The organism is Mesorhizobium sp. M0292, assembly GCF_040321695.1.
Lineage (GTDB): Bacteria > Pseudomonadota > Alphaproteobacteria > Rhizobiales > Rhizobiaceae > Mesorhizobium.
The window spans coordinates 152,846-171,726 of the sequence record NZ_JAMYSB010000012.1 but is presented as its reverse complement, the minus strand read 5'-3'; the positions used below and the strand labels follow the sequence as shown (position 1 = coordinate 171,726).

The following is an 18,881-nucleotide window of genomic DNA, read 5'->3' as shown; positions in this document are numbered from 1 at the left end:
GAGGCGCCAGTGGCAGAAACGTCGAAAGCCGATGGCGGACGTCTGACGACGCATGTGCTCGACACCGCGACCGGCAAGCCGGCGGCGGGCCTGTCGATCGCGCTTTATCATCTTGAGAGCGACGCGCGGATACATTTGAAGACCGTCGTCACAAATGCCGACGGCCGCTGCGATGCGCCGCTGCTGGCAGGAGCGGAATTCCGCCTCGGCGAATACGAACTGGTGTTCGCCGCCGGTGACTATCTACGCGGCCAGGGCACCAAACTGCCGGAACCGGCCTTCCTCGACAGTGTGCCGATCCGCTTCGGCATGGCGGAATCCGTGCATTATCACGTGCCGTTGCTTATCTCTCCTTATGGCTACTCGACCTACAGGGGGAGCTGACGCATGGCCAAGATCACCATACGCAACGAGATCCGCTTCATCCTCAATGGCAGGGATGTCGCGCTGTCGTCGGTGGCGCCCGACGCGACCTTGCTCGACTGGTTGCGGCTCGACCGCTCGCTGCGCGGCACCAAGGAAGGCTGCGCCGAGGGCGATTGCGGCGCCTGCACGGTGCTGGTCGGAAAATTGTCCGCCGGCAAGCTGGTTTATGAAAGCGTCAATGCCTGCATCCGCTTCCTGGGCTCGCTCGACGGCACCCATGTCGTCACCGTCGAGCATCTGCGCGGCGCGCCTGGCCAATTGCATCCGGTGCAGCAGGCGATGGTCGATTTCCACGGTTCGCAATGCGGCTTCTGCACGCCGGGCTTCGTCATGTCGCTCTACGGCCTGTGGATGAAGTCGCCGGACCCGTCGAATGCCGCGATCGAAAAGGCCTTGCAAGGCAATCTTTGCCGCTGCACCGGCTATGAGGCAATCATGCGCGCCGCGCGTGCCATCTCCAGCTACGGCAAGGCGGCGAAGGATCCGCTGGCGGCCGAGCGCAAGGCGATCACCGCCAGGCTCGAGGCTATGCATGACGGTGCCCGCGTCGAAATCGGCGCCGGCAAGCAGCGGCTGGTTGTGCCGGCTGACGTCGACGATTTCGCCGCTGTACTGGACAAGGAGCCCGGCGCCACTGTTGTCGCCGGCTCGACCGACGTCGGCCTGTGGGTCACCAAGCACATGCGCGACATCTCACCGGTAGTCTTCATCGGCAATCTCGAGGGGCTGTGCGCGATCTCCGAAGACAATGACGTCATCACCATCGGCGCCGGCGTCACCTACACCGACGCCTTCGCGACACTGGCCAAGCGCATCCCCGCGCTCGGGCCATTGTTCGACCGCATCGGCGGCGAACAGGTACGAAACATGGGCACCATCGGCGGCAACATCGCCAATGGCTCGCCGATCGGCGACACGCCGCCGCCCCTGATCGCGCTTGGTGCGCAACTGACGCTGCGCCGCGGCAAGAAGCGGCGCACCATCGCGCTCGAGGATTTCTTCATCGCCTATGGCAAGCAGGACCGGCAGCCAGGCGAATTCGTCGAGGCCGTGCACGTTCCCGTGCCGGCCAAGGGCACGAAGTTTGCCGTCTACAAGATCACCAAGCGCCGCGACGAGGACATCACCGCAGCCCTTGGCGCCTTTTTCCTCGACTTGGCCAAGGACGGAACCGTGGCCGATATATGCATCGCCTATGGCGGCATGGCGGCCACCCCGAAGCGGGCTTTCGGTGTCGAAAAAGCGCTGCTCGGCAAGCCGTGGACGGAGACGACGGTGGAAGCGGCCATGGCTGAATATGCCTCCGATTTCACCCCGCTGACCGATATGCGGGCATCGGCCGAATACCGGGCCCTGGCGGCGAAGAACCTGTTGCTGCGCTTCTTTGCCGAGACCAGCGGCAGCAAGGCGCCGTTCCAGGTGTCACGCAACGAGGCGGCCTGATGGACAAGCACGCCTCTCCCGACCTCAAGGCGCAGAAGATTTCCGGTGGCGTCGCCACCGACCAGCGCCACGATTCCGCGCACAAGCATGTCAGCGGCAGCGCGGTCTATATCGACGACATGCCGGAACCGGCGGGCATGCTGCATGGCTGCCTCGGCCTGTCCACGGCGACGCATGCGACGATCAGCAAAATGGATCTGTCGGCGGTGCGTGCGGCGCCTGGCGTCGTCGATGTGCTGACGGCCAAGGACGTTCCGGGCGAAAATGACATTTCGCCGACCGGTCGACACGACGAGCCGGTGCTGGCCGACGGCAAGGTGCAGTTTTATGGTCAGCCGATCTTCTGCGTTATTGCCAAGACGCGCGAGCAGGCGCGGCGCGCCACCCGGCTGGCCAAGGTCGAATACAGTCCATTGCCTTTCGTCACCGACATCGGCGACCTCGACCCCTGCAAGGACAAGCTGGTCACGCCGCCACTGACCTTGAAGCGCGGCGATGCCGCCGCCGCGATCAAGGCGGCGCCGCGCCGGCTGAAGGGCAAGATGCGCATTGGCGGCCAGGAGCATTTCTATCTGGAAGGCCATATCGCCGTGGCCATTCCCGGCGAGGACCAGGACGTCACCATCTATTCCTCGACCCAGCATCCGAGCGAAGTGCAGCATATGGTCAGCCATGCGCTGGGCGTGCCGAGCAATGCCATCACGGTGGAAATCCGCCGTATGGGCGGTGGCTTCGGCGGGAAGGAGACGCAAGGCAACCAGTTTGCGGCATTGGCGGCGATCGCCGCCAAGAAACACCATCGCGCGGTCAAGATCCGGCCCGACCGTGACGACGACATGATTGCCACCGGCAAGCGCCATGACTTCCTCGTCGACTACGAAGTAGGTTTCGACGACGCCGGCAACATTCTTGGCGTCGACTTCATGTTCGCGGCGCGTTGCGGCTTTTCATCGGACCTGTCCGGCCCGGTCACCGACCGCGCGCTGTTCCATTGCGACAACACCTATTTCTGGCCGGCGGTGCATGCGCAATCGGCGCCGCTTTACACCAACACCGTGTCGAACACGGCGTTTCGCGGCTTCGGCGGCCCGCAAGGGATGGTCGGTGCCGAACGCGTCATCGACGAGGTTGCCTTTGCCGTCGGCAAGGACCCGCTCGAAATCCGCAAGCAGAATTTTTATGGCACCAGTGGTGATAAGGACGGGGGCCGCAACGTCACCCCGTATCACCAGACGGTCGAGGACAACATCATCCACCGCATCGTCGCCGAGCTGGAGGCGAGCGCCGACTATGCGGGGCGCCGCCGCATCATCCAGGCCTTCAACGCCAACAGCCGCTTCATCAAGCGCGGCCTGGCGCTGACGCCGGTCAAATTCGGCATCTCTTTCACGGCCACCCACTACAACCAGGCCGGCGCGCTGGTGCATGTCTACACCGACGGTTCGGTGCATCTGAATCACGGCGGCACCGAGATGGGGCAAGGCCTCTACGTCAAGGTGGCGCAGGTGGTGGCGGAAGAGTTCCAGATCGACCTCGACCAGGTCAAGATCACCGCGACGACCACCGGCAAGGTGCCCAACACTTCGGCCACCGCGGCGTCGTCCGGCACCGACCTCAACGGCATGGCGGCGCAGAACGGCGCCCGCCAGATCAAGGAACGGCTGACCGACTTCGCCGCCGAAAAATACCAGGTGCCGCGCGAGCAGGTGCTTTTCCTGCCCAACCGGGTGCGCATCGGCAACCAGGAGATCGCCTTCACCGACCTCGTCAAGCAGGCCTATATGGCCCGCATCCAACTGTCGGCGGCGGGTTTTTACAAGACGCCGAAAATCCACTGGAACCGTGACAAGGGCGAGGGCCGTCCGTTCTATTATTTCGCCTATGGCGCCTCGTGCTCGGAAGTCTCGGTCGACACGCTGACCGGCGAATATGTCGTCGAGCGCACCGACATATTGCATGAAACCGGCCGCTCGCTGAACCGCGCCATCGATCTCGGCCAGATCGAGGGCGGCTTCATCCAGGGCATGGGCTGGCTGACGACGGAGGAGCTGTGGTGGGACGACAAGGGCCGGCTGCGCACGCATGCGCCGTCGACCTATAAGATCCCGCTCGCGTCCGACCGGCCGAAGATATTCAACGTCACGCTGGCCGACTGGCCGGAGGCCAACGAGCCGACGGTGCACCGTTCCAAGGCGGTCGGCGAACCGCCCTTCCCGCTCGGCATGTCTGTGCTGCATGCGCTGTCGGACGCGGTGGCAAGTGTGGCCGATCATAAGGTCTGTCCGCGTCTCGACGCTCCTGCAACACCAGAACGGGTGCTGATAGCGATCGAACGGTTGAAGGGTGAAGCCGAGAATAGCGCCTGACTCTGACCTGGATTCTGGCAAAACGTGCAATTCAGACTGAAAAACTCTATATTTCCCGTACGGGAATGCGAAATATGAACTCGAAAGTGCAAAGCCTCAGAGCTTTTCTCGCCAGCGCCGGCCGGCTTGCTCTGGTCGAAGTGGCCGGCACCAAAGGCTCGACCCCGCGCGAGAAGGGCGCCTTCATGCTCGTATCGCAGGCGGCGATTTTTGGCACGATCGGCGGCGGTCAGCTCGAGTACATGGCGATCGACAAGGCGAGGCAGATGGTGGGGTCTTCACCCTCCCCCTTGTGGGGAGGGTCGGGGGCCGGGCGCCCCCCCGGGGGGGGGGGGGGCGGTCGATCGTGCCAAGCCACCCCGTTTCGCTGACGCCGCCACACGGCGTCCGCTCACCGACCCTCCCCACAAGGGGGAGGGTAAAGAAGCCCGCATCGGCTTCGACGAAGTTTGCGCCACGCTTGACGTGCCGCTAGGCCCCGAGATCGGCCAGTGCTGCGGCGGGCGCGTCGAAGTCTTGATCCGTATCGTCGATGCCGCGCTTACTGCCGAGCTGATCGCGGCCGCAGAAGCCGAGGAAGCCCACCTGCCGCATGTCTATATCTTCGGCGGCGGCCATGTCGGCCAGGCGCTGGCCGCGACGGTAGCACTTCTTCCCGTGCATGGCGTCGTCATTGAGACGCGGGCCGAAGCGCTGGAAGGTATGCCGGAGACGGTCGAGAGGCGGCTGACGCCGATGCCCGAGGCCGAGGTGCGAAACGCTCCCGCCGGCACCGCCTTCGCCATCCTCACCCACGACCATGCGCTGGATTTCCTCATCGTCGCCGAGGCGCTGAAGCGCGACGACGCGGCCTATGTCGGCATGATCGGCTCGAAAACCAAGAGAGCGACGTTCAGGAACTGGTTCCTGAAATCGGCGGATGGCACGGAGGCTGAGTTCGCCCGCCTCGTCTCCCCGATCGGCGGCGACGCCGTCAGGGACAAGCGCCCGCCGGTGATCGCGGCGCTCGCTGCAGCCGAGATCGTGACGGCACTGGTCGTTCACAACACCGCGCCGAATGCCGACCATGAAGTCCAGCACAAGATGATGGCCGGCTAAGCTTCGGCGCGGCTAAGCAGGCCGCTTCAGGCCGAGATGATCTCGCAAGGTGCTGCCTTCGTATTCCCGACGGATCAGTCCGCGCCGCTGCAGTTCCGGCACCACCAGCGTGGCAAAGGCATCGAGCTCGCCGGGGAAGTATGACGGCATGACGTTGAAGCCGTCCGCGCCGCCGCCCTCGAACCGCGCCTGCAATTCGTCAGCGATCTGCGCCGGCGTGCCGACGATACGCCAATGGCCACGTGCGCCGGCGAAATGGCGCGCAAGCTGGCGGATCGACAGGCCGTCGCGGCGCGATTGTTCGATGACCAGCGCCTGGCGGCTTTTCATGCCCTCGGTCTCCGGCAGCTCGGGCATCGGTCCGTCGATCGGATAGCTCCCGAGATCGGAGATGCTGAGATAGCTGGACAGCAGCGCCACGCCGACATCGTCAGGGATCAGCGCCTGCAATTCCTCCTGTTTCTCCCGCGCTTCGGCCTCGGTTTCCGCCACCACCGGGGAGACGCCGGGCATGATCTTGATGTCGTCGGGTTCCCGCCCATAGGCCGCCATACGGCCCTTGAGGTCGTCGTAAAAGGCCTTGGCTTCCTCGAGGGTCTGCGCCGCAGTGAACACCACGTCGGCCGTGCGTGCGGCAAGGTCGCGGCCGACATCCGAGGCGCCGGCCTGCACCATCACCGGCGCGCCCTGCGGCGAGCGCGGCAGGTCGAGCGGGTCGCGCACCGAAAAGCTCTGGCCGTTGTGACAGTGAAAGCCACTGCCTTGCCAAAGTCCCGATACCACCTCGGCGAATTCGCGCGCCCGCTCGTAGCGGTCGGCATGGGGTTTCAGGCCCGTCGCGCCGAAATTGGCGGCTTCGATGGGGCTGGCCGACGTCACCAGGTTCCAGCCAGCCCGGCCACCACTCAGATGATCGAGCGACAGAAAGGTGCGCGCCAGCCCATAGGGCTCGTTGTAGCTGGTCGAGGCCGTCGAAACGAGGCCGATGCGGCTGGTCTGGACGGCGAGCGCGGACAGCAGGCTGATCGGCTCGAAGCCGATCGAGCGTGAGGTCTGGCTGGCGATGCCGACATTGGCTTCGCGCAGGCCGGCGGCGTCCTCGCAGAACACCATGTCGAACTTCGCCGCTTCCGCCGTGCGCGCCAGCCGGATGTGATGATCGATGTCGATGCCTGCCGTGACATGCGCCTTGGGGTGACGCCAGGCGGCGATGTGGTGGCCCGTCGCCCACAGGAAGGCGCCAAGCTTCATCTGGCGGGTCATTGCGCTCCTCCGGCAAGTCCGAGATGCGAGCGCAAGGCGGTGCCGGGATAATCCGGGCGGACGAGGCTGCGGCGCTGCAATTCCGGCAGCACGCGGCCGATGAAACCGTCAATCGCGGCAGGCGGTATTGCGATGTTGAACCCGTCGCAGCTTTGCGAGCTGAACAATGTTTCGAGCGCGTTAGCAGCGACATCTGCGCCAACGTTCAGCAGCAGCTTGACCGCACCCGGATCGCGTCCGCAGGCCACAACGCGGCGCTTGAGATCGTCATGGCGCGCCTTGGCGTCCTCTGTGGGTCTGTCCAGCAGGACGACATCGGCGGTGCGGGCGGCGATATCCAGGTCGGCCTCGGACAGGCCGGACAGCACCAGCACCGGCGTATCCTGCGGCGAGCGCGCGACGCTCAGCGGCCCGCGCACGGAGAAAAATTCGCCTTTGTGGTCGAGCAGGTGCATTTTTTCGGGATCGTGGAAGCGGCCGCCGGCCTTGTCGAACAGCAGCGCGCCGGCATCCCAGCCCTGCCACAGGCGCTGAACGATGCCGATGTATTCCTGCGTGCGGCGGCGGAACACATCGTCGGAAAATCCATCCGGCCGGCTGAAATTGGCGGCTTCCCGTGGCGCCTGCGCCATGGTCGCGTGCCAGCCGGCGCGGCCATGGCTGATGATGTCGAGCGAAGCAAAACGGCGCGCCAGATTGTACGGCTGGTGAGCCACCGTCGAGGCTGCAGCGACAAGGCCGATCCGACTTGTCACCGTCGCCAGCGCCGCCAGCAAGGTCGTCGCTTCGAAAGAACTCGACCCGGCGCTGTTCGGCGCGGAATCATCGAGGACAATCATGTCCAGCCCCGCCGCTTCCGCTTGCTTGGCAAAGCCGGCCAGGTCGCTGAACCCGAGCGGCTGCCCGGAAGTAATGTTGAGCGAAACGGCAAGATGCATTGTGGCTTGCTGGTCAGTCGGCATGGGACCATCGATCATAGGGCGGCGTATGCGAACCTAAGGTCACCTGCTTGTAAGACAACCCTGGCGACTGGGCCAACAGCCCCTCACTTGCCGGCCAGCAAATCCTTGATCAGCCGCTGGCAACGCTCGGCCATGAAGTCGAGCAACAGCCGCACCTTCGGGTCCTGCAGCTTCTTGTGCGGATAGACGGCGGCGAACTGCACCGGCGTTGGCGGCGTGCTGGCCAGGATGACCTGCAGCCGCCGGTCGCGGATGAAGGGTTCGACCTCGAAGCGCGGCTTGTTGATGATGCCGCGGCCCGACAGCGCCCAGCCGGTCAGCACATCGCCATCGTCGGTGTCGTAGGGGCCGTGCACCTCGAATTTCTGCGGGCCGGACGGCGTCTGCAGCGTCCAGACATATTCGCGCGCCCCGGAATAGCGCAGCATCAGGCAGTCGTGCTTCTTGCCGATCAGCTCCTGTGGCTCCACCGGCTCGCCGCGCGCTTCGAGATATTTCGGTGCCGCCACCAGCACGCGTTCACATTCCATGATGCCGCGCATCCGCAGGCTGGAATCCTCAATGATGCCGAGCTTGAAGGCGACGTCGATGCCTTCCTTCATGATGTCGATATTGTGGTCGGAGAGCCTCAGCCGCACCTCGATATCGGGGTATTTGTCGTGGAAATCCGGAATGCCCGACGCAACCAGCCGCCGTCCAAGGCCGAGCGGGGCGGTCACCTTGATGGTGCCGCGCGGCTGGCCGGAAAGAGCCGAGACCGCGGCTTCCGCCTCGGTGATCGCCTCCAGCACCTGCTTGGCGCCGGAGTAGAACACCGTGCCATGCTCCGTCGGCATCAATTGCCGTGTGGTGCGGTTGAACAGCCGCACGCCGAGGTGTTTTTCCAGCTCCTTGATGCGGTTGGAGGCGACCGCCGGCGAAATGCGCATGTCGCGGCCCGCCGCCGAGAGATTACCAAGCTCGACGACGCGGACGAAGACGGCGATGTTGTCGAGATAGGCCATTCGTGGCTCTTTATGTGGCGGCGTACGTGGTCAGCCTAGTATTTTCCATTTTTTTTTGAAAGTCATCGTACACCTCGCCTCTTTTCGTTTGCGCCCCACACCGTAAAGTCAGCCGATCGGCAGGGACGATTTCACATGATGGATTTGGCGATTTTCTGGGACTGGCTGAGTTTCGCCGTGCGCTGGCTGCACGTCGTCACCGGCATCGCCTGGATCGGCTCGTCCTTCTATTTCGTCGCGCTCGACCTTGGCCTGCGCCAGCGCCCCGGCATGCCGGTCGGCGCATTCGGCGAGGAATGGCAGGTGCATGGCGGCGGCTTCTACCACGTCCAGAAATATCTGGTGGCGCCGGCCGAAATGCCGGAACACCTGACTTGGTTCAAGTGGGAATCCTACGCCACCTGGCTGTCCGGCTTCGCCATGCTGTGCGTGGTCTACTATGCCGGCGCCGATTTGTTCCTGATCGACCCCAATGTGCTGCCGATGTCGGTGCCGGTCGGCATCCTTTTGTCGATGGCCACCATCGGCGTCGGCTGGGTAGTCTACGATCTGCTCTGCCGCTCGCCGCTCGGCAAAAGTGACACCGGACTGATGCTGGTGCTCTATGGCGTGCTGGTGTTCATCGCCTGGGGTCTGACGCATCTGTTCACCGGCCGCGCCGCTTTCCTGCATCTGGGCGCCATCACCGCCACGATCATGTCGGCCAATGTCTTCATGGTGATCATTCCAAACCAGAAGATCGTCGTCGCCGACCTGATTGCCGGCCGCAAGCCCGACCCGAAATACGGCAAGATCGCCAAGCAGCGCTCGCTGCACAACAATTACCTGACGCTGCCCGTGCTGTTCCTGATGCTGTCGAACCACTATCCGCTGGCGTTTGCGACGGAGTTCAACTGGGTCATCGCCTCGCTGGTGTTCACCATCGGCGTCTTGATCCGGCACTATTTCAACACCGTGCATAAGCGTGCCGGCAACCCCCACTGGACCTGGATGGCGGCTGCGGTGCTATTCGTCATCATCATGTGGCTGTCGACAGCGCCGAAAATACTGACCGGCGAGCCCAAGGCATCCGCCGCGGCCGAAGTCTATATCGCCTCGTCGCATTTCCCGGCGGTGCGCGACACCGTGCTTGGCCGCTGCTCGATGTGCCATACGGCCGAGCCGGTCTATGAAGGCATCTACCATGCGCCGAAGGGCGTGATGCTCGACACCGACGCCGGCATTGCCGAGCATGCGCGTGAAATCTATTTGCAGGCCGGGCGCAGCCACGCCATGCCGCCCGCCAACGTCACCCAGATCAGCGACAAGGAACGGGCGCTGCTGGTCGCCTGGTTCGAAGGCGCAGGGAAATAAGCATGACTTCGACACTTCTGCGCGGCCGCACGCTGAGCTTTTTGCGCTTGCCCGAAGCCATCACCGACCATGCCGCCTGGCGCTATGAGGAGGATGGCGGCCTGCTGATCCGCGATGGCCGAATCGTTGCCGCCGGCGCCTACGCTGATGTGGAAAGGCAGGCTGGCGCCGGTGCGAAAAAGATCGATCATCGGCCGCATCTGTTGCTGCCAGGCTTCATCGACGCGCACGCGCATTTTCCGCAGATGCAGGTCATCGCCTCCTATGGCGCCGAACTGCTCGACTGGCTGAACACCTACACCTTTCCCGAAGAGACCAAATTCGCAAATGCCCAGCACGGCCGCCGCATCGCGCGGCTGTTTTTGGATGAAATGGTGCGCCACGGCACGACGACGGTCGCCGCGTATTGCTCGGTGCACAAGGCCTCGGCCGAGGCGTTCTTTGCCGAATCGCATGCGCGCGGCATGCTCAACATTGCCGGCAAGGTGATGATGGACCGCAACGCGCCGGCAGGCGTGCTCGACACACCGCAATCGGGCTATGACGACACCAAGGCGCTGATTGCGGAATGGCACGGCAAGGGCCGCCAGCTTTATGCGATCACGCCGCGCTTCGCCATCACCTCTTCGCCCGAACAGTTGGAGATGTCGGGCGCGCTCTGCCGCGAGCATCCCGATCTGCATATGCAGACGCATCTGTCGGAAAACCACGCCGAAATCGCCTTCACGCAAAAACTCTATCCGCAGGCGCGCGACTACACCGATGTCTACGAGCAGTATGGCCTGCTGGGGCCAAAGAGCCTGTTCGGCCACTGCATCCATCTCTCGGAACGCGAGGCCGATGCGCTGTCGGACAGCGGCTCGGTGGCGGTGTTCTGCCCGACCTCGAACCTGTTCCTCGGCTCCGGCCTGTTCGATTACCAGCGCTTTCGGCGCCGCGACAAGCCGCTGCGCATCGCCGCGGCCAGCGATGTCGGCGGCGGCACCAACTATTCGATGCTGCGCACCATGGACGAGGGCTACAAGGTGATCGCGCTGACTGGCGAAAAGCTGAACCCGTTCCAGTCCTTCTGGCAATTAACGCGTGGCAATGCCGAGGCGCTGTCTGTGGCGGAGAAGGTCGGCACGCTGGATGAAGGCACCGACGCGGATATCACCGTGCTCGACGCCCGCGCCACACCGGCGATGCGGCTGAGGATGGAGACTGTGGAGACGCTGGCGGAGGAGCTGTTCCTGCTGCAGACGCTGGGCGACGACCGCGCGGTGCGCGAGGTCTATGTCGCGGGGCGGCCTGCCAAGAGTGATATAATCGCCGGTTAGGACCCATCATCCGCGCGGGACAAGATGATGATTGCGCCTGGTTGCCAAGTGGTTCCCCCACTCCGTCGCCGCTTCGCGGCGCCACCTATCCCCCTCCGAGGGTGAGGAAGGGAGCCTTTGCTTCGGAGGACGGGCGCCGGTTCGGACAGCTTGGCGCCCTTCCTCTACCCCGTCGATCGGGGGAGAGGTGTCGAGAGAAGCTCGAAGGAGTGGGGGGCGACCCTGGCGGGGCAAGACCACCACCGCGACGAGACCTTGACCGGGCGGAGCTTGTCGTACACACGATTTGTGAAGATTTCGGAGAACAAAAATGGCCGCCGCGGACGACATCGCTCTGATCCAGAAACAGGAAGAGACGCTGGTCTTCCCGGCCTTCGACGAGGCCGTCGCCTTCAAGGTCGGCGCGGCGATCCGCGAGCGGGCGCTGGCCGAAAAGCTGCCCATCATTGTCGATATCAGGCTGTGGGATCGGCCGCTGTTTTATGCCGCGATGCCCGGTTCAAACGCCTCCAACCCCGACTGGGCGCGACGCAAGATCAATGTGGTCAAGCGCTACCTCAGGAGCACCTATCGTCTGGTGCTGGAACAGCAGCGTCCGGACCGCACCTTCAAGGTCGGCGAGGGGCTGGATATTGCTGATTACGTACTGGCCGGCGGCGGGTTTCCGGTGACTGTAAAGGGGGCTGGCGTGATCGGCGTCATCGCCGTCTCCGGCCTGCCGGAACGCCAGGACCACGGCGTCGTCGTCGATGCACTGTGCGATCATCTCGGCGTCGATCGGACACAATTGGCGCTGCCGCCGGAAGGTAAATCGTGACGTTGGCGCTGCCCCTCATCCGCCTGCCGGCACCTTCTCCCCGTATAGGGACGGGGAGAAGGGACAAGCTCGAGCGCTGGCGATCCCCTCTCCCCGTCTTTCACGGGGAGAGGGTAAGGGTGAGGGGCAACGCCAACGTTTGCTCATTTTGAAAACCGCCAGTTACGGCCAAGGATAACCGTGCTCGATCCCAAATCCTTTCTCATCTCGATCTTCGATGCCGCCGTTGCCGCTGCCGATCCTGAACGGACCATCCGGGACCACCTTCCGGCCAGGCCGAAGGGGCGGACCATTGTCATTGGCGCCGGCAAGGGCTCGGCACAGATGGCCGCTGCCTTCGAGAAAGTGTGGGACGGGCCAATCGAAGGGCTGGTCGTCACCCGCTACGGCTATGGCGCCAAATGCGAGCGCATCGAAATCATCGAGGCGGCACATCCGGTGCCGGACGCTGCCGGTCTTGAGGCGTCGCGGCGCCTGCTCGAAAAGGTGCAAGGGCTGACTGCGGACGACCTGGTAGTGGCGCTGATATCGGGCGGAGGATCGGCGCTGCTGCCGTCGCCTGCCGCCGGCCTGACGCTCGCCGACGAAATCGCCGTCAACGAGGCGCTGCTTGCCTCCGGCGCGCCGATCGCGGCGATGAACACAATCCGCAAGCATGTCTCGACCATCAAGGGCGGCCGGCTGGCAGCTGCCGCCTGGCCGGCCAAACTGGTATCACTGGTTGTCTCTGACATTCCCGGCGACAACCCGGCGCTGGTGGCCTCCGGCCCGACCGTGCCCGACTCCGGCAACCGCGCCGATGCGCTGGCCTCGATAGCGGCCTACGGCATGAAACTGCCCGACGCCGTCATGGCGCACATCAACTCGCCAGAGGCCGATGCGCCAGATCCGGATGACCAGCGCTTTTCACGCAATGAAGTGCACCTGATCGCCTCGGCTGGCGTGTCGCTGGAAGCGGCAGCCGCTGAGGCAAAACGGCAGGGCATCGAAGCCGTCATCCTCTCCGATTCCATCGAGGGCGAGGCGCGCGAGGTCGGTGGCGTGCATGCAGCCATTGCGCGCGAAGTGGCGACGCGCAACCGGCCGTTCAAAAAGCCGGTGCTGATCCTGTCCGGCGGCGAGACGACCGTGACCTTGCGGGCCCCTGTTGACGGAAAAAGGGGCAAGGGCGGCCGCAACTCCGAATTCCTGCTCGCCTTTGCCATCGGCATCAGCGGCGCGGAAGGTATTCATGCACTGGCCGCCGATACCGACGGCATCGATGGCTCGGAAGACAATGCCGGCGCCTTTGCCGATGGCTCGACCGTCTCGCGCATGCGTGCCGCCGGCGTCGGCGCCAAGGCGATGCTGGCCGGCAACAATGCCTGGACGGCGTTCAACGCGATCGGCGATCTGTTCGTGCCGGGGCCGACGGGTACGAATGTGAATGATCTGAGGGCAATCCTGATCAGTTAATTCGGCCGTGGCGGCCGAAGTTTCCAACGTTGGATTCACGACCGTGAAGCCACTCAGCTTCGTCATCCCTGGGCGAAGCAGGAGCGAAGCTCCTTGTTCCGCCCGCGGATGACGATGTCGCTGAGGCTTTCGCTCATCTCACGACCCCATCAGCCGCTTCACCTCTTTCATATCCTTTAGGAACCGCTCGCGCTCAGCCTCCTTGTCCGTCGGCTCGTGAATGCGCAGGATAAAGGACGGGTGGATGGTGATGAACACGCGCAAGCCATCCTCGCGTTCGATCAACTGGCCGCGCATTTTCGTCACGGCAATGGCCTTGCCCAGCAGCGACAACGCCGCCGTTGCCCCAAGCGCCACGGCGAGGTCCGGCTTGATCAGCTCAAGCTCCCGGCCGATCCACCAGCGGCAGGCCTGGACTTCGCCGGTATTTGGCTTCGAGTGGATGCGGCGCTTGCCGCGCGGCTCGAACTTGAAGTGCTTGACGGCGTTGGTGACGTAGACTTTTTGCCGGTCGACGCCTGCGTCATCGAGAATTGCATCGAACACTTTGCCCGCTGGCCCGACAAAAGGTTTGCCGGCGAGATCTTCCTGATCGCCAGGTTGTTCGCCGACGAAGACCACCTTGGCGTCATCCGGCCCCTCGCCGAACACGGTCTGTGTCGCGTCGCGCCAGAGCGGGCAGCGACGACAACCCTTTGCAGCCTCGCGCAAATCGGAAATCGTCTTGGCATCGTCTTCATCCGGCGCCTCGGCCGGCTCGGGCTTCGGCCAATGTCTTGCCTGCAGCTTGGCGTGGTGCGGCGCCGGCGTCGTCGGTTGTCTGGCAATCATGGCTATAGCGGCCTCGTCCGCTCCTGCGATCAGATCTGGAATGAGCGAGGCCTCGGGAAGGTTCCGCCAATATTTCTTCGGCATCTCCTTCTGCATCGCCTTCACCTTGAGCCGCGCCGGGTTGAAGATGTTCTGGAAATAGGTCAGCCACAACGCCTCGGTGTCGTCCTGATCGGGTGCATCGCCCTTGGCCGCACCCGGGCCGATCGCCAGCCTTTCGCCATTCCAGTCGGCGGAGGCATAGGGCGTCAGGACGGTCCAGCGCATGCCGGTGAACCGCCGGACGAAGAAATCCGCGTTGCGCTCGACAATGAAATGCTCCGGCTCGAACCAGGCGACGTAGCGCTCGTCCTCGCCGTAGCCGATCTTCCGGAAGCGTACGAAGGCATGCATCTTATGGCCGTCGCGCCGCACCGCCTTTTCCATGGCTTCGAGCCGCCTGGTGTCGGGATCGGATGCGATCGCCAGCAGTTTCGGCTCGGTGCGCAGGCGCCAAAGCATCCAGTAGAGAAAGGCAAACCGGCCGGGGTCGGAGTGGCAGAAGGCGGTTTCGGCATGGGCGATGAACTCGCGCGGGACGGTAAGCTGCGCGCCCTCTGGCACCGCCGGCAAGGCATCTCGAGGATCATTGGCGTCGGACCCGACACCCCAACTAATATCCTCAGGCCGGACCTCATTCAGCGTCAGACGCCGTGCCGCATCGCGCCAACCGGCGAAATCGGTCTGGCTCGCTAGCCGGACAGTGTATCGGGCAAGGTCGAGCTGGGCCGGCTGCATGGTCAAAACAGCGACAGTTGTTCGCAGGACTTTACGATCGTATCGCGCAGGCCTGTCTTGTCGGTGAGTCCGCCCGGCGACCAGCCTTCGGCGATGATGAAGGGCCTCAGCTTGGCGATCGAATGGCAGATCCGTCCGACATCTTCCAGCCGCATGCGTCGGTGGCGGCGGGTTTTAAGGATCTTCGCCACCACCTTGGTGCCCAGACCCGGAACCCGCAGCAGCGCTTCCCGATCGGCGCGGTTGATGTCGACGGGAAACCTCGCCCGATTGCGCAAAGCCCAGGCGAGCTTGGGGTCAATGGCGAGATCGAGCATGCCGTCGCTGCTGCCGGCGAGGATTTCCGGCTGCGAAAAGCCGTAGAAGCGCATCAGCCAGTCGGCCTGATAGAGCCGGTGCTCGCGCGAGCGGTTGATGCAGTAGCTGCAATCGTAAATGCAGAAATTGGTGAGCAGGATTTTCAGGAGCGAAATGCAGCGGCCATCCGGCGCGTAGGAATGGCAGATGCCCATGCCTTCTGTGGAGCCGATACCGCCGGATTGGAGCGAATCCTTCTTCGCCGAGCCGGACGAAGCACAGGAGGCGTCGTATTTGGCGGCGTCAGACAGGATTGCCAGCTTTTCACGGACGGTGGGCGCGCTCATCTGTTCATGATATGTTCTTGAAGGCTGCAGCGCCACCTCATTTGATGCAGGCGGCGAAAAAGTGATCGCCGCCCGCCGTCAGGGCAATCAGAGACCGTTTCGAAATTCGCTCTGGCGAGTCATATGGTGGTGGTTTCGAGAACCGAAGCGCAGCGGACATTTGGTCCGTGAGCATCGGAAGCGCAGAAACCACCATCGATGGCCGCCGGAGTAGAATTTCGAAACGGTCTCTCAGACCTCGTGCAGGTAGAGGTGGTAGTCCAGCTCGCTCACCGTACGCGCGACGCGCAGATACTCCGACTGCTTGATCGCCACGAAGGTGCGATGCAGATCCTCGCCAAGCGCCTCTTTCAGGAAGCTCGAGGCCCGCGCCGCCTCGATCGCGGCGCGCCAGTCGACCGGCATGGTCGTGCGCGTGACAGCGGCTTCATAGCCATTCCCAGTGGTTTCAGGGCCGGGGTCGAGGCCTTCGTCCAGACCCTTGATGATGCCGGCCAGCACCGTTGCCGCGATCAGGTAGGGATTGGCGTCGACGCCCGACGGCCGGTGCTCGATGCGCCGGTTCTTGGCGTCGCCGGCCGGCACGCGCAGCGCCACCGAACGGTTGTTGACGCCCCAGGTCGGCGCCACCGGCGCATAGGACTGCGAGACGAAGCGCCGCCAGGAATTGGCGTGCGGCGCAAACACCAGCATCGATTCGGCCATGGTCTGGATCAGCCCGCCGAGCCCCTGCAGCAGCGGCAGCGACCAGCTTTCGCCGCCGGCTTCGGCAAAAACGTTGCGGCCGTTCTTGTCCTGCAGCGAAACATGGAAATGCATGCCGGAGCCGGCATATTTTTCGATCGGCTTGGCCATGAAGCAGGCGGTAACACCATGGCGGCGCGCCTGCGCCCGCACCAGCCGCTTCAACATGACGAGGTCGTCGGCCGCCCGCATGACATCCTTGCGGTAATTCAGCGTCAGCTCGTACTGGCCGGGCGCGTATTCCGAAATCACCGTTTCGGCCGGAATGCCTTGCGCCTTAGCCGCGGCATAGATGTCGGAAAACAACGGCTCCATGCCGTGCAGATGGTCGACGGAATAGACTTCCGTCTTGGCCGAGCGGCGGCCGTCGAGCACGGCGTCCGCCGGTTTTACCTTGCCGTCGGCGTCACGCTCATTGGCAAGCAGGAAAAATTCGAGTTCGAAGGCGCCGGCGGGATAGAGGCCCTTGGCCGCCAAGATGTCGACCTGCCTGGCCAGCGCCAGCCGTGGGTCCGACGACATAGGCTGTCCCTCGAGATGGTACATCGCCATCAGCAACTGGCCGCGCGGCGGGTTCGTGCCGTAAAGCGGCACCAGCGTGCCGGGGATCGGCCATGCCCTGAGATCGCCGTCTCCAGTCGTCCAGATCAGCCCGGTTTCGTGCACATCCTCGCCGGTGATGTCGAGGCCGAGGATCGAGATCGGCATGTGGCGGCCGCCCTCGAAGATGCTTTTCAGCTCATGCCGGCGCACGATCTTGCCGCGGCCGACCCCGTTGGCGTCGGTCAAGACGATATCGAAGGCTTCGATTTCCGGATGAGCAGCGAGAAAGGCTTGCGCCTCGGCGGGCGTCGAGCCCGAAGGTGAGGTCATGATTACTGTACTCAAGGTTTGCTTTGGCGCCTGTTTGTTGATCACCCGCTTGTTGGCAGCTTGTCTCATGCCGTCAGCCTTGCCGCAACCGTGGCGAAGGCGGTGATCAGCCGGTTGACCTGGGCGCCGGTGGTGGCCGGTGAGATCAGCATCATGTTGTGAAAGGGCGCGATCAGCACGCCCTGGTTGACCAGCGCGACATGGATAGCCGCCTCAAGCTCCGGCGCATGGGCAGTCTCGGCTTCGGCGCCGTTCCTGAGCGGGCCAGGGGCGCAGATGAACTCGACGCGGGCGCCGACGCGGGCGACATGCCAGGGCAGATTGTAGCGATCGATGACGCCGGTCAGCCCGGCATCGAGCCGCAGGGCGAGGCGATCCATCCGGGCATAATTCTCCTGCGTCATCACCTCTTCGAGCGTTGCGCGCATGGCTGCGAACTGCAGCGGGTTCGCCGACAGCGTCGTGCCCATGCCGGAATAGCCCGGCTCCTTGGTTCGGTTGTAGTCGGCATAGCGCGAGGCGACCTCGTCGCTCATGCCCCACACGCTTGCCGGCACGCCACCGGCGATCGGCTTGCCCAGCACGAAAAGGTCGGGCTGCAGCCCGAATTTTCTGGTGTAGCCCCCTGGGCCGGTCGAGATGGTGTGGGTCTCGTCGATCAGCAGCAGCGTTCCGGCCGCGCGCGTCAGTTTGCGCAAGGCGTCGTGAAAACCCGGATCGGGCAGCACCATGCAGGAATTTGTCAGCACCGGCTCGGCGATGACGCAGGCGACATCGCGGTCGGCGAGCGCCGCTTCCAGTGCAGCAACATCGTTGAATTCGATGACCTTCGCCGTCCTGGTCAGGTCGCGGAATTCGCCCGCCAGGCCCGGCCGGTTGACAGCTTTGCCGTCGACCAGCCGGACCATCGTCTCGTCGACCGAGCCGTGATAGCAGCCGTTGAAGACCAGGATCTTTTCCCGACCGGTGATAGCGCGGGCAACACGCAGCGCGAAGCGGTTGGCGTCGGTGGCGCTGGTGGCGATCTGCCAGAACGGCAGACCGAAACGCTGTGTGAGCAGCGGCCCGATGGCCAGCGCATCCTCCGAAGGCAGCATATAGGTCAGGCCGCGCCCGGCCTGGCGGCGGATGGCGCGCGCCACCGGCGGCGGCGAATGGCCGAACATCGAACCGGTGTCGCCGAGGCAGAAATCGTCCAGCCTGTTGCCGTCGATATCCGTGATGGCGGCGCCCTTGGCGCTTTCGACCAGGATCGGGAATGGCGTCGGCCAGTCGTTCATCCAGTGCATCGGCACACCGCCGAAGAAGCCTGGCAGGCCGTTACCGACCTTGGCCTGCGATTTCGGCCGCGCCTTGCGGAAGGTGTTCGCCTCGCTTGTCCGCAATGCAGCGATGCGGTCACGGCTGATACCGCCAATGGACGCCTTTGAACTGTTCGTGCTGTACATGAAATCCCTCTCGGCCGGCACACTACCCAATTGGCGACGGCAACCGCAATTGGCCGTG

Annotated in this window: 14 protein-coding genes and 1 pseudogene; 8 read left to right on the top strand and 7 right to left on the bottom strand. The window is 64.0% G+C overall.

The window, feature by feature from the left end:
- Positions 1 to 9 precede the first annotated feature (9 nt).
- The 4 genes and pseudogenes from uraH (at position 10) to xdhC (ending at position 5,333) form a co-directional block, all read left to right on the top strand.
- Entirely contained in the window at positions 10 to 384 is a 375-nt protein-coding gene (uraH, locus tag NKI96_RS20045; RefSeq protein ID WP_023694734.1) for a hydroxyisourate hydrolase, read from the top strand.
- 3 nt (positions 385 to 387) lie between these two features.
- Positions 388 to 1,869: a xanthine dehydrogenase small subunit gene (gene xdhA, locus NKI96_RS20040; protein ID WP_352805746.1), complete on the top strand. Its 1,482-nt coding sequence runs from the start codon at positions 388 to 390 to the stop codon at positions 1,867 to 1,869.
- Positions 1,869 to 4,235, top strand: coding sequence for a xanthine dehydrogenase molybdopterin binding subunit (gene xdhB / locus NKI96_RS20035; RefSeq protein WP_352805743.1), 2,367 nt, complete (start codon positions 1,869 to 1,871; stop codon positions 4,233 to 4,235). Before xdhA ends, xdhB begins: the two co-directional genes overlap by 1 nt.
- 74 nt (positions 4,236 to 4,309) lie before the next feature.
- Positions 4,310 to 5,333 (top strand): annotated as a pseudogene (gene xdhC, locus NKI96_RS20030) (xanthine dehydrogenase accessory protein XdhC).
- Between the two features lie 12 nt (positions 5,334 to 5,345).
- On the opposite strand, the gene NKI96_RS20025 reads toward xdhC, so the two are convergent.
- The 3 genes from NKI96_RS20025 to NKI96_RS20015 all read right to left on the bottom strand — a co-directional run bounded on the left by NKI96_RS20025 (position 5,346) and on the right by NKI96_RS20015 (position 8,562).
- Complete coding sequence (locus tag NKI96_RS20025; RefSeq protein ID WP_352805740.1) at positions 5,346 to 6,596, bottom strand: LLM class flavin-dependent oxidoreductase; 1,251 nt, start codon at positions 6,594 to 6,596, stop codon at positions 5,346 to 5,348.
- Entirely contained in the window at positions 6,593 to 7,534 is a 942-nt protein-coding gene (locus tag NKI96_RS20020) for an LLM class flavin-dependent oxidoreductase (protein ID WP_352805738.1), read from the bottom strand. Before NKI96_RS20020 ends, NKI96_RS20025 begins: the two co-directional genes overlap by 4 nt.
- 107 nt (positions 7,535 to 7,641) lie before the next feature.
- Positions 7,642 to 8,562 carry a LysR family transcriptional regulator gene (locus NKI96_RS20015; protein WP_023671373.1) on the bottom strand — a complete coding sequence of 307 codons (921 nt, stop codon included), beginning with the start codon at positions 8,560 to 8,562 and terminating at the stop codon, positions 7,642 to 7,644.
- 135 nt (positions 8,563 to 8,697) lie between these two features.
- Between NKI96_RS20015 and NKI96_RS20010 the strand changes: the two genes are divergently transcribed.
- From NKI96_RS20010 to NKI96_RS19995, 4 genes are all read left to right on the top strand, one after another.
- Complete coding sequence (locus tag NKI96_RS20010; protein ID WP_352805735.1) at positions 8,698 to 9,915, top strand: urate hydroxylase PuuD; 1,218 nt, start codon at positions 8,698 to 8,700, stop codon at positions 9,913 to 9,915.
- 2 nt (positions 9,916 to 9,917) lie between these two features.
- A complete protein-coding gene (guaD, locus tag NKI96_RS20005) occupies positions 9,918 to 11,234 on the top strand; it encodes a guanine deaminase (RefSeq protein WP_352805732.1) in 1,317 nt (438 codons plus the stop codon).
- Between the two features lie 310 nt (positions 11,235 to 11,544).
- Positions 11,545 to 12,051, top strand: coding sequence for a heme-degrading domain-containing protein (locus tag NKI96_RS20000; protein ID WP_023711326.1), 507 nt, complete (start codon positions 11,545 to 11,547; stop codon positions 12,049 to 12,051).
- Between the two features lie 174 nt (positions 12,052 to 12,225).
- Positions 12,226 to 13,506, top strand: a complete 1,281-nt coding sequence (locus tag NKI96_RS19995) for a glycerate kinase type-2 family protein (RefSeq protein WP_352805764.1) — start codon at positions 12,226 to 12,228, stop codon at positions 13,504 to 13,506.
- Positions 13,507 to 13,644: 138 nt separating this feature from the next.
- Here NKI96_RS19995 and NKI96_RS19990 read toward each other — a convergent pair whose 3' ends face one another.
- The 4 genes from NKI96_RS19990 to NKI96_RS19975 form a co-directional block, all read right to left on the bottom strand.
- Complete coding sequence (locus NKI96_RS19990; protein WP_352626367.1) at positions 13,645 to 15,114, bottom strand: UdgX family uracil-DNA binding protein; 1,470 nt, start codon at positions 15,112 to 15,114, stop codon at positions 13,645 to 13,647.
- A 2-nt stretch (positions 15,115 to 15,116) separates the two neighbouring features.
- On the bottom strand, positions 15,117 to 15,758 hold the full coding sequence (locus NKI96_RS19985; RefSeq protein WP_352805731.1) for a radical SAM protein: 642 nt from the start codon (positions 15,756 to 15,758) through the stop codon (positions 15,117 to 15,119).
- A gap of 231 nt (positions 15,759 to 15,989) precedes the next feature.
- Positions 15,990 to 17,375, bottom strand: a complete 1,386-nt coding sequence (locus NKI96_RS19980; protein WP_023742588.1) for a glutamine synthetase family protein — start codon at positions 17,373 to 17,375, stop codon at positions 15,990 to 15,992.
- A 65-nt stretch (positions 17,376 to 17,440) separates the two neighbouring features.
- Positions 17,441 to 18,823: an aspartate aminotransferase family protein gene (locus NKI96_RS19975; RefSeq protein WP_023711330.1), complete on the bottom strand. Its 1,383-nt coding sequence runs from the start codon at positions 18,821 to 18,823 to the stop codon at positions 17,441 to 17,443.
- Positions 18,824 to 18,881 lie beyond the last annotated feature (58 nt).

What these genes read in the sequence shown, in the direction of transcription:
- xdhA (WP_352805746.1), top strand. Translation starts at nt 388, where the DNA reads ATGGCCAAGATCACCATACGCAACGAGATCCGCTTCATCCTCAATGGC.
- NKI96_RS20020 (WP_352805738.1), bottom strand. Translation starts at nt 7,534, where the DNA reads ATGCATCTTGCCGTTTCGCTCAACATTACTTCCGGGCAGCCGCTCGGG.
- xdhB (WP_352805743.1), top strand. Translation starts at nt 1,869, where the DNA reads ATGGACAAGCACGCCTCTCCCGACCTCAAGGCGCAGAAGATTTCCGGT.
- NKI96_RS19975 (WP_023711330.1), bottom strand. Translation starts at nt 18,823, where the DNA reads ATGTACAGCACGAACAGTTCAAAGGCGTCCATTGGCGGTATCAGCCGT.
- NKI96_RS20000 (WP_023711326.1), top strand. Translation starts at nt 11,545, where the DNA reads ATGGCCGCCGCGGACGACATCGCTCTGATCCAGAAACAGGAAGAGACG.
- NKI96_RS19980 (WP_023742588.1), bottom strand. Translation starts at nt 17,375, where the DNA reads ATGACCTCACCTTCGGGCTCGACGCCCGCCGAGGCGCAAGCCTTTCTC.
- NKI96_RS20015 (WP_023671373.1), bottom strand. Translation starts at nt 8,562, where the DNA reads ATGGCCTATCTCGACAACATCGCCGTCTTCGTCCGCGTCGTCGAGCTT.
- NKI96_RS20025 (WP_352805740.1), bottom strand. Translation starts at nt 6,596, where the DNA reads ATGACCCGCCAGATGAAGCTTGGCGCCTTCCTGTGGGCGACGGGCCAC.
- NKI96_RS19990 (WP_352626367.1), bottom strand. Translation starts at nt 15,114, where the DNA reads ATGCAGCCGGCCCAGCTCGACCTTGCCCGATACACTGTCCGGCTAGCG.
- NKI96_RS20010 (WP_352805735.1), top strand. Translation starts at nt 8,698, where the DNA reads ATGATGGATTTGGCGATTTTCTGGGACTGGCTGAGTTTCGCCGTGCGC.
- NKI96_RS19985 (WP_352805731.1), bottom strand. Translation starts at nt 15,758, where the DNA reads ATGAGCGCGCCCACCGTCCGTGAAAAGCTGGCAATCCTGTCTGACGCC.
- guaD (WP_352805732.1), top strand. Translation starts at nt 9,918, where the DNA reads ATGACTTCGACACTTCTGCGCGGCCGCACGCTGAGCTTTTTGCGCTTG.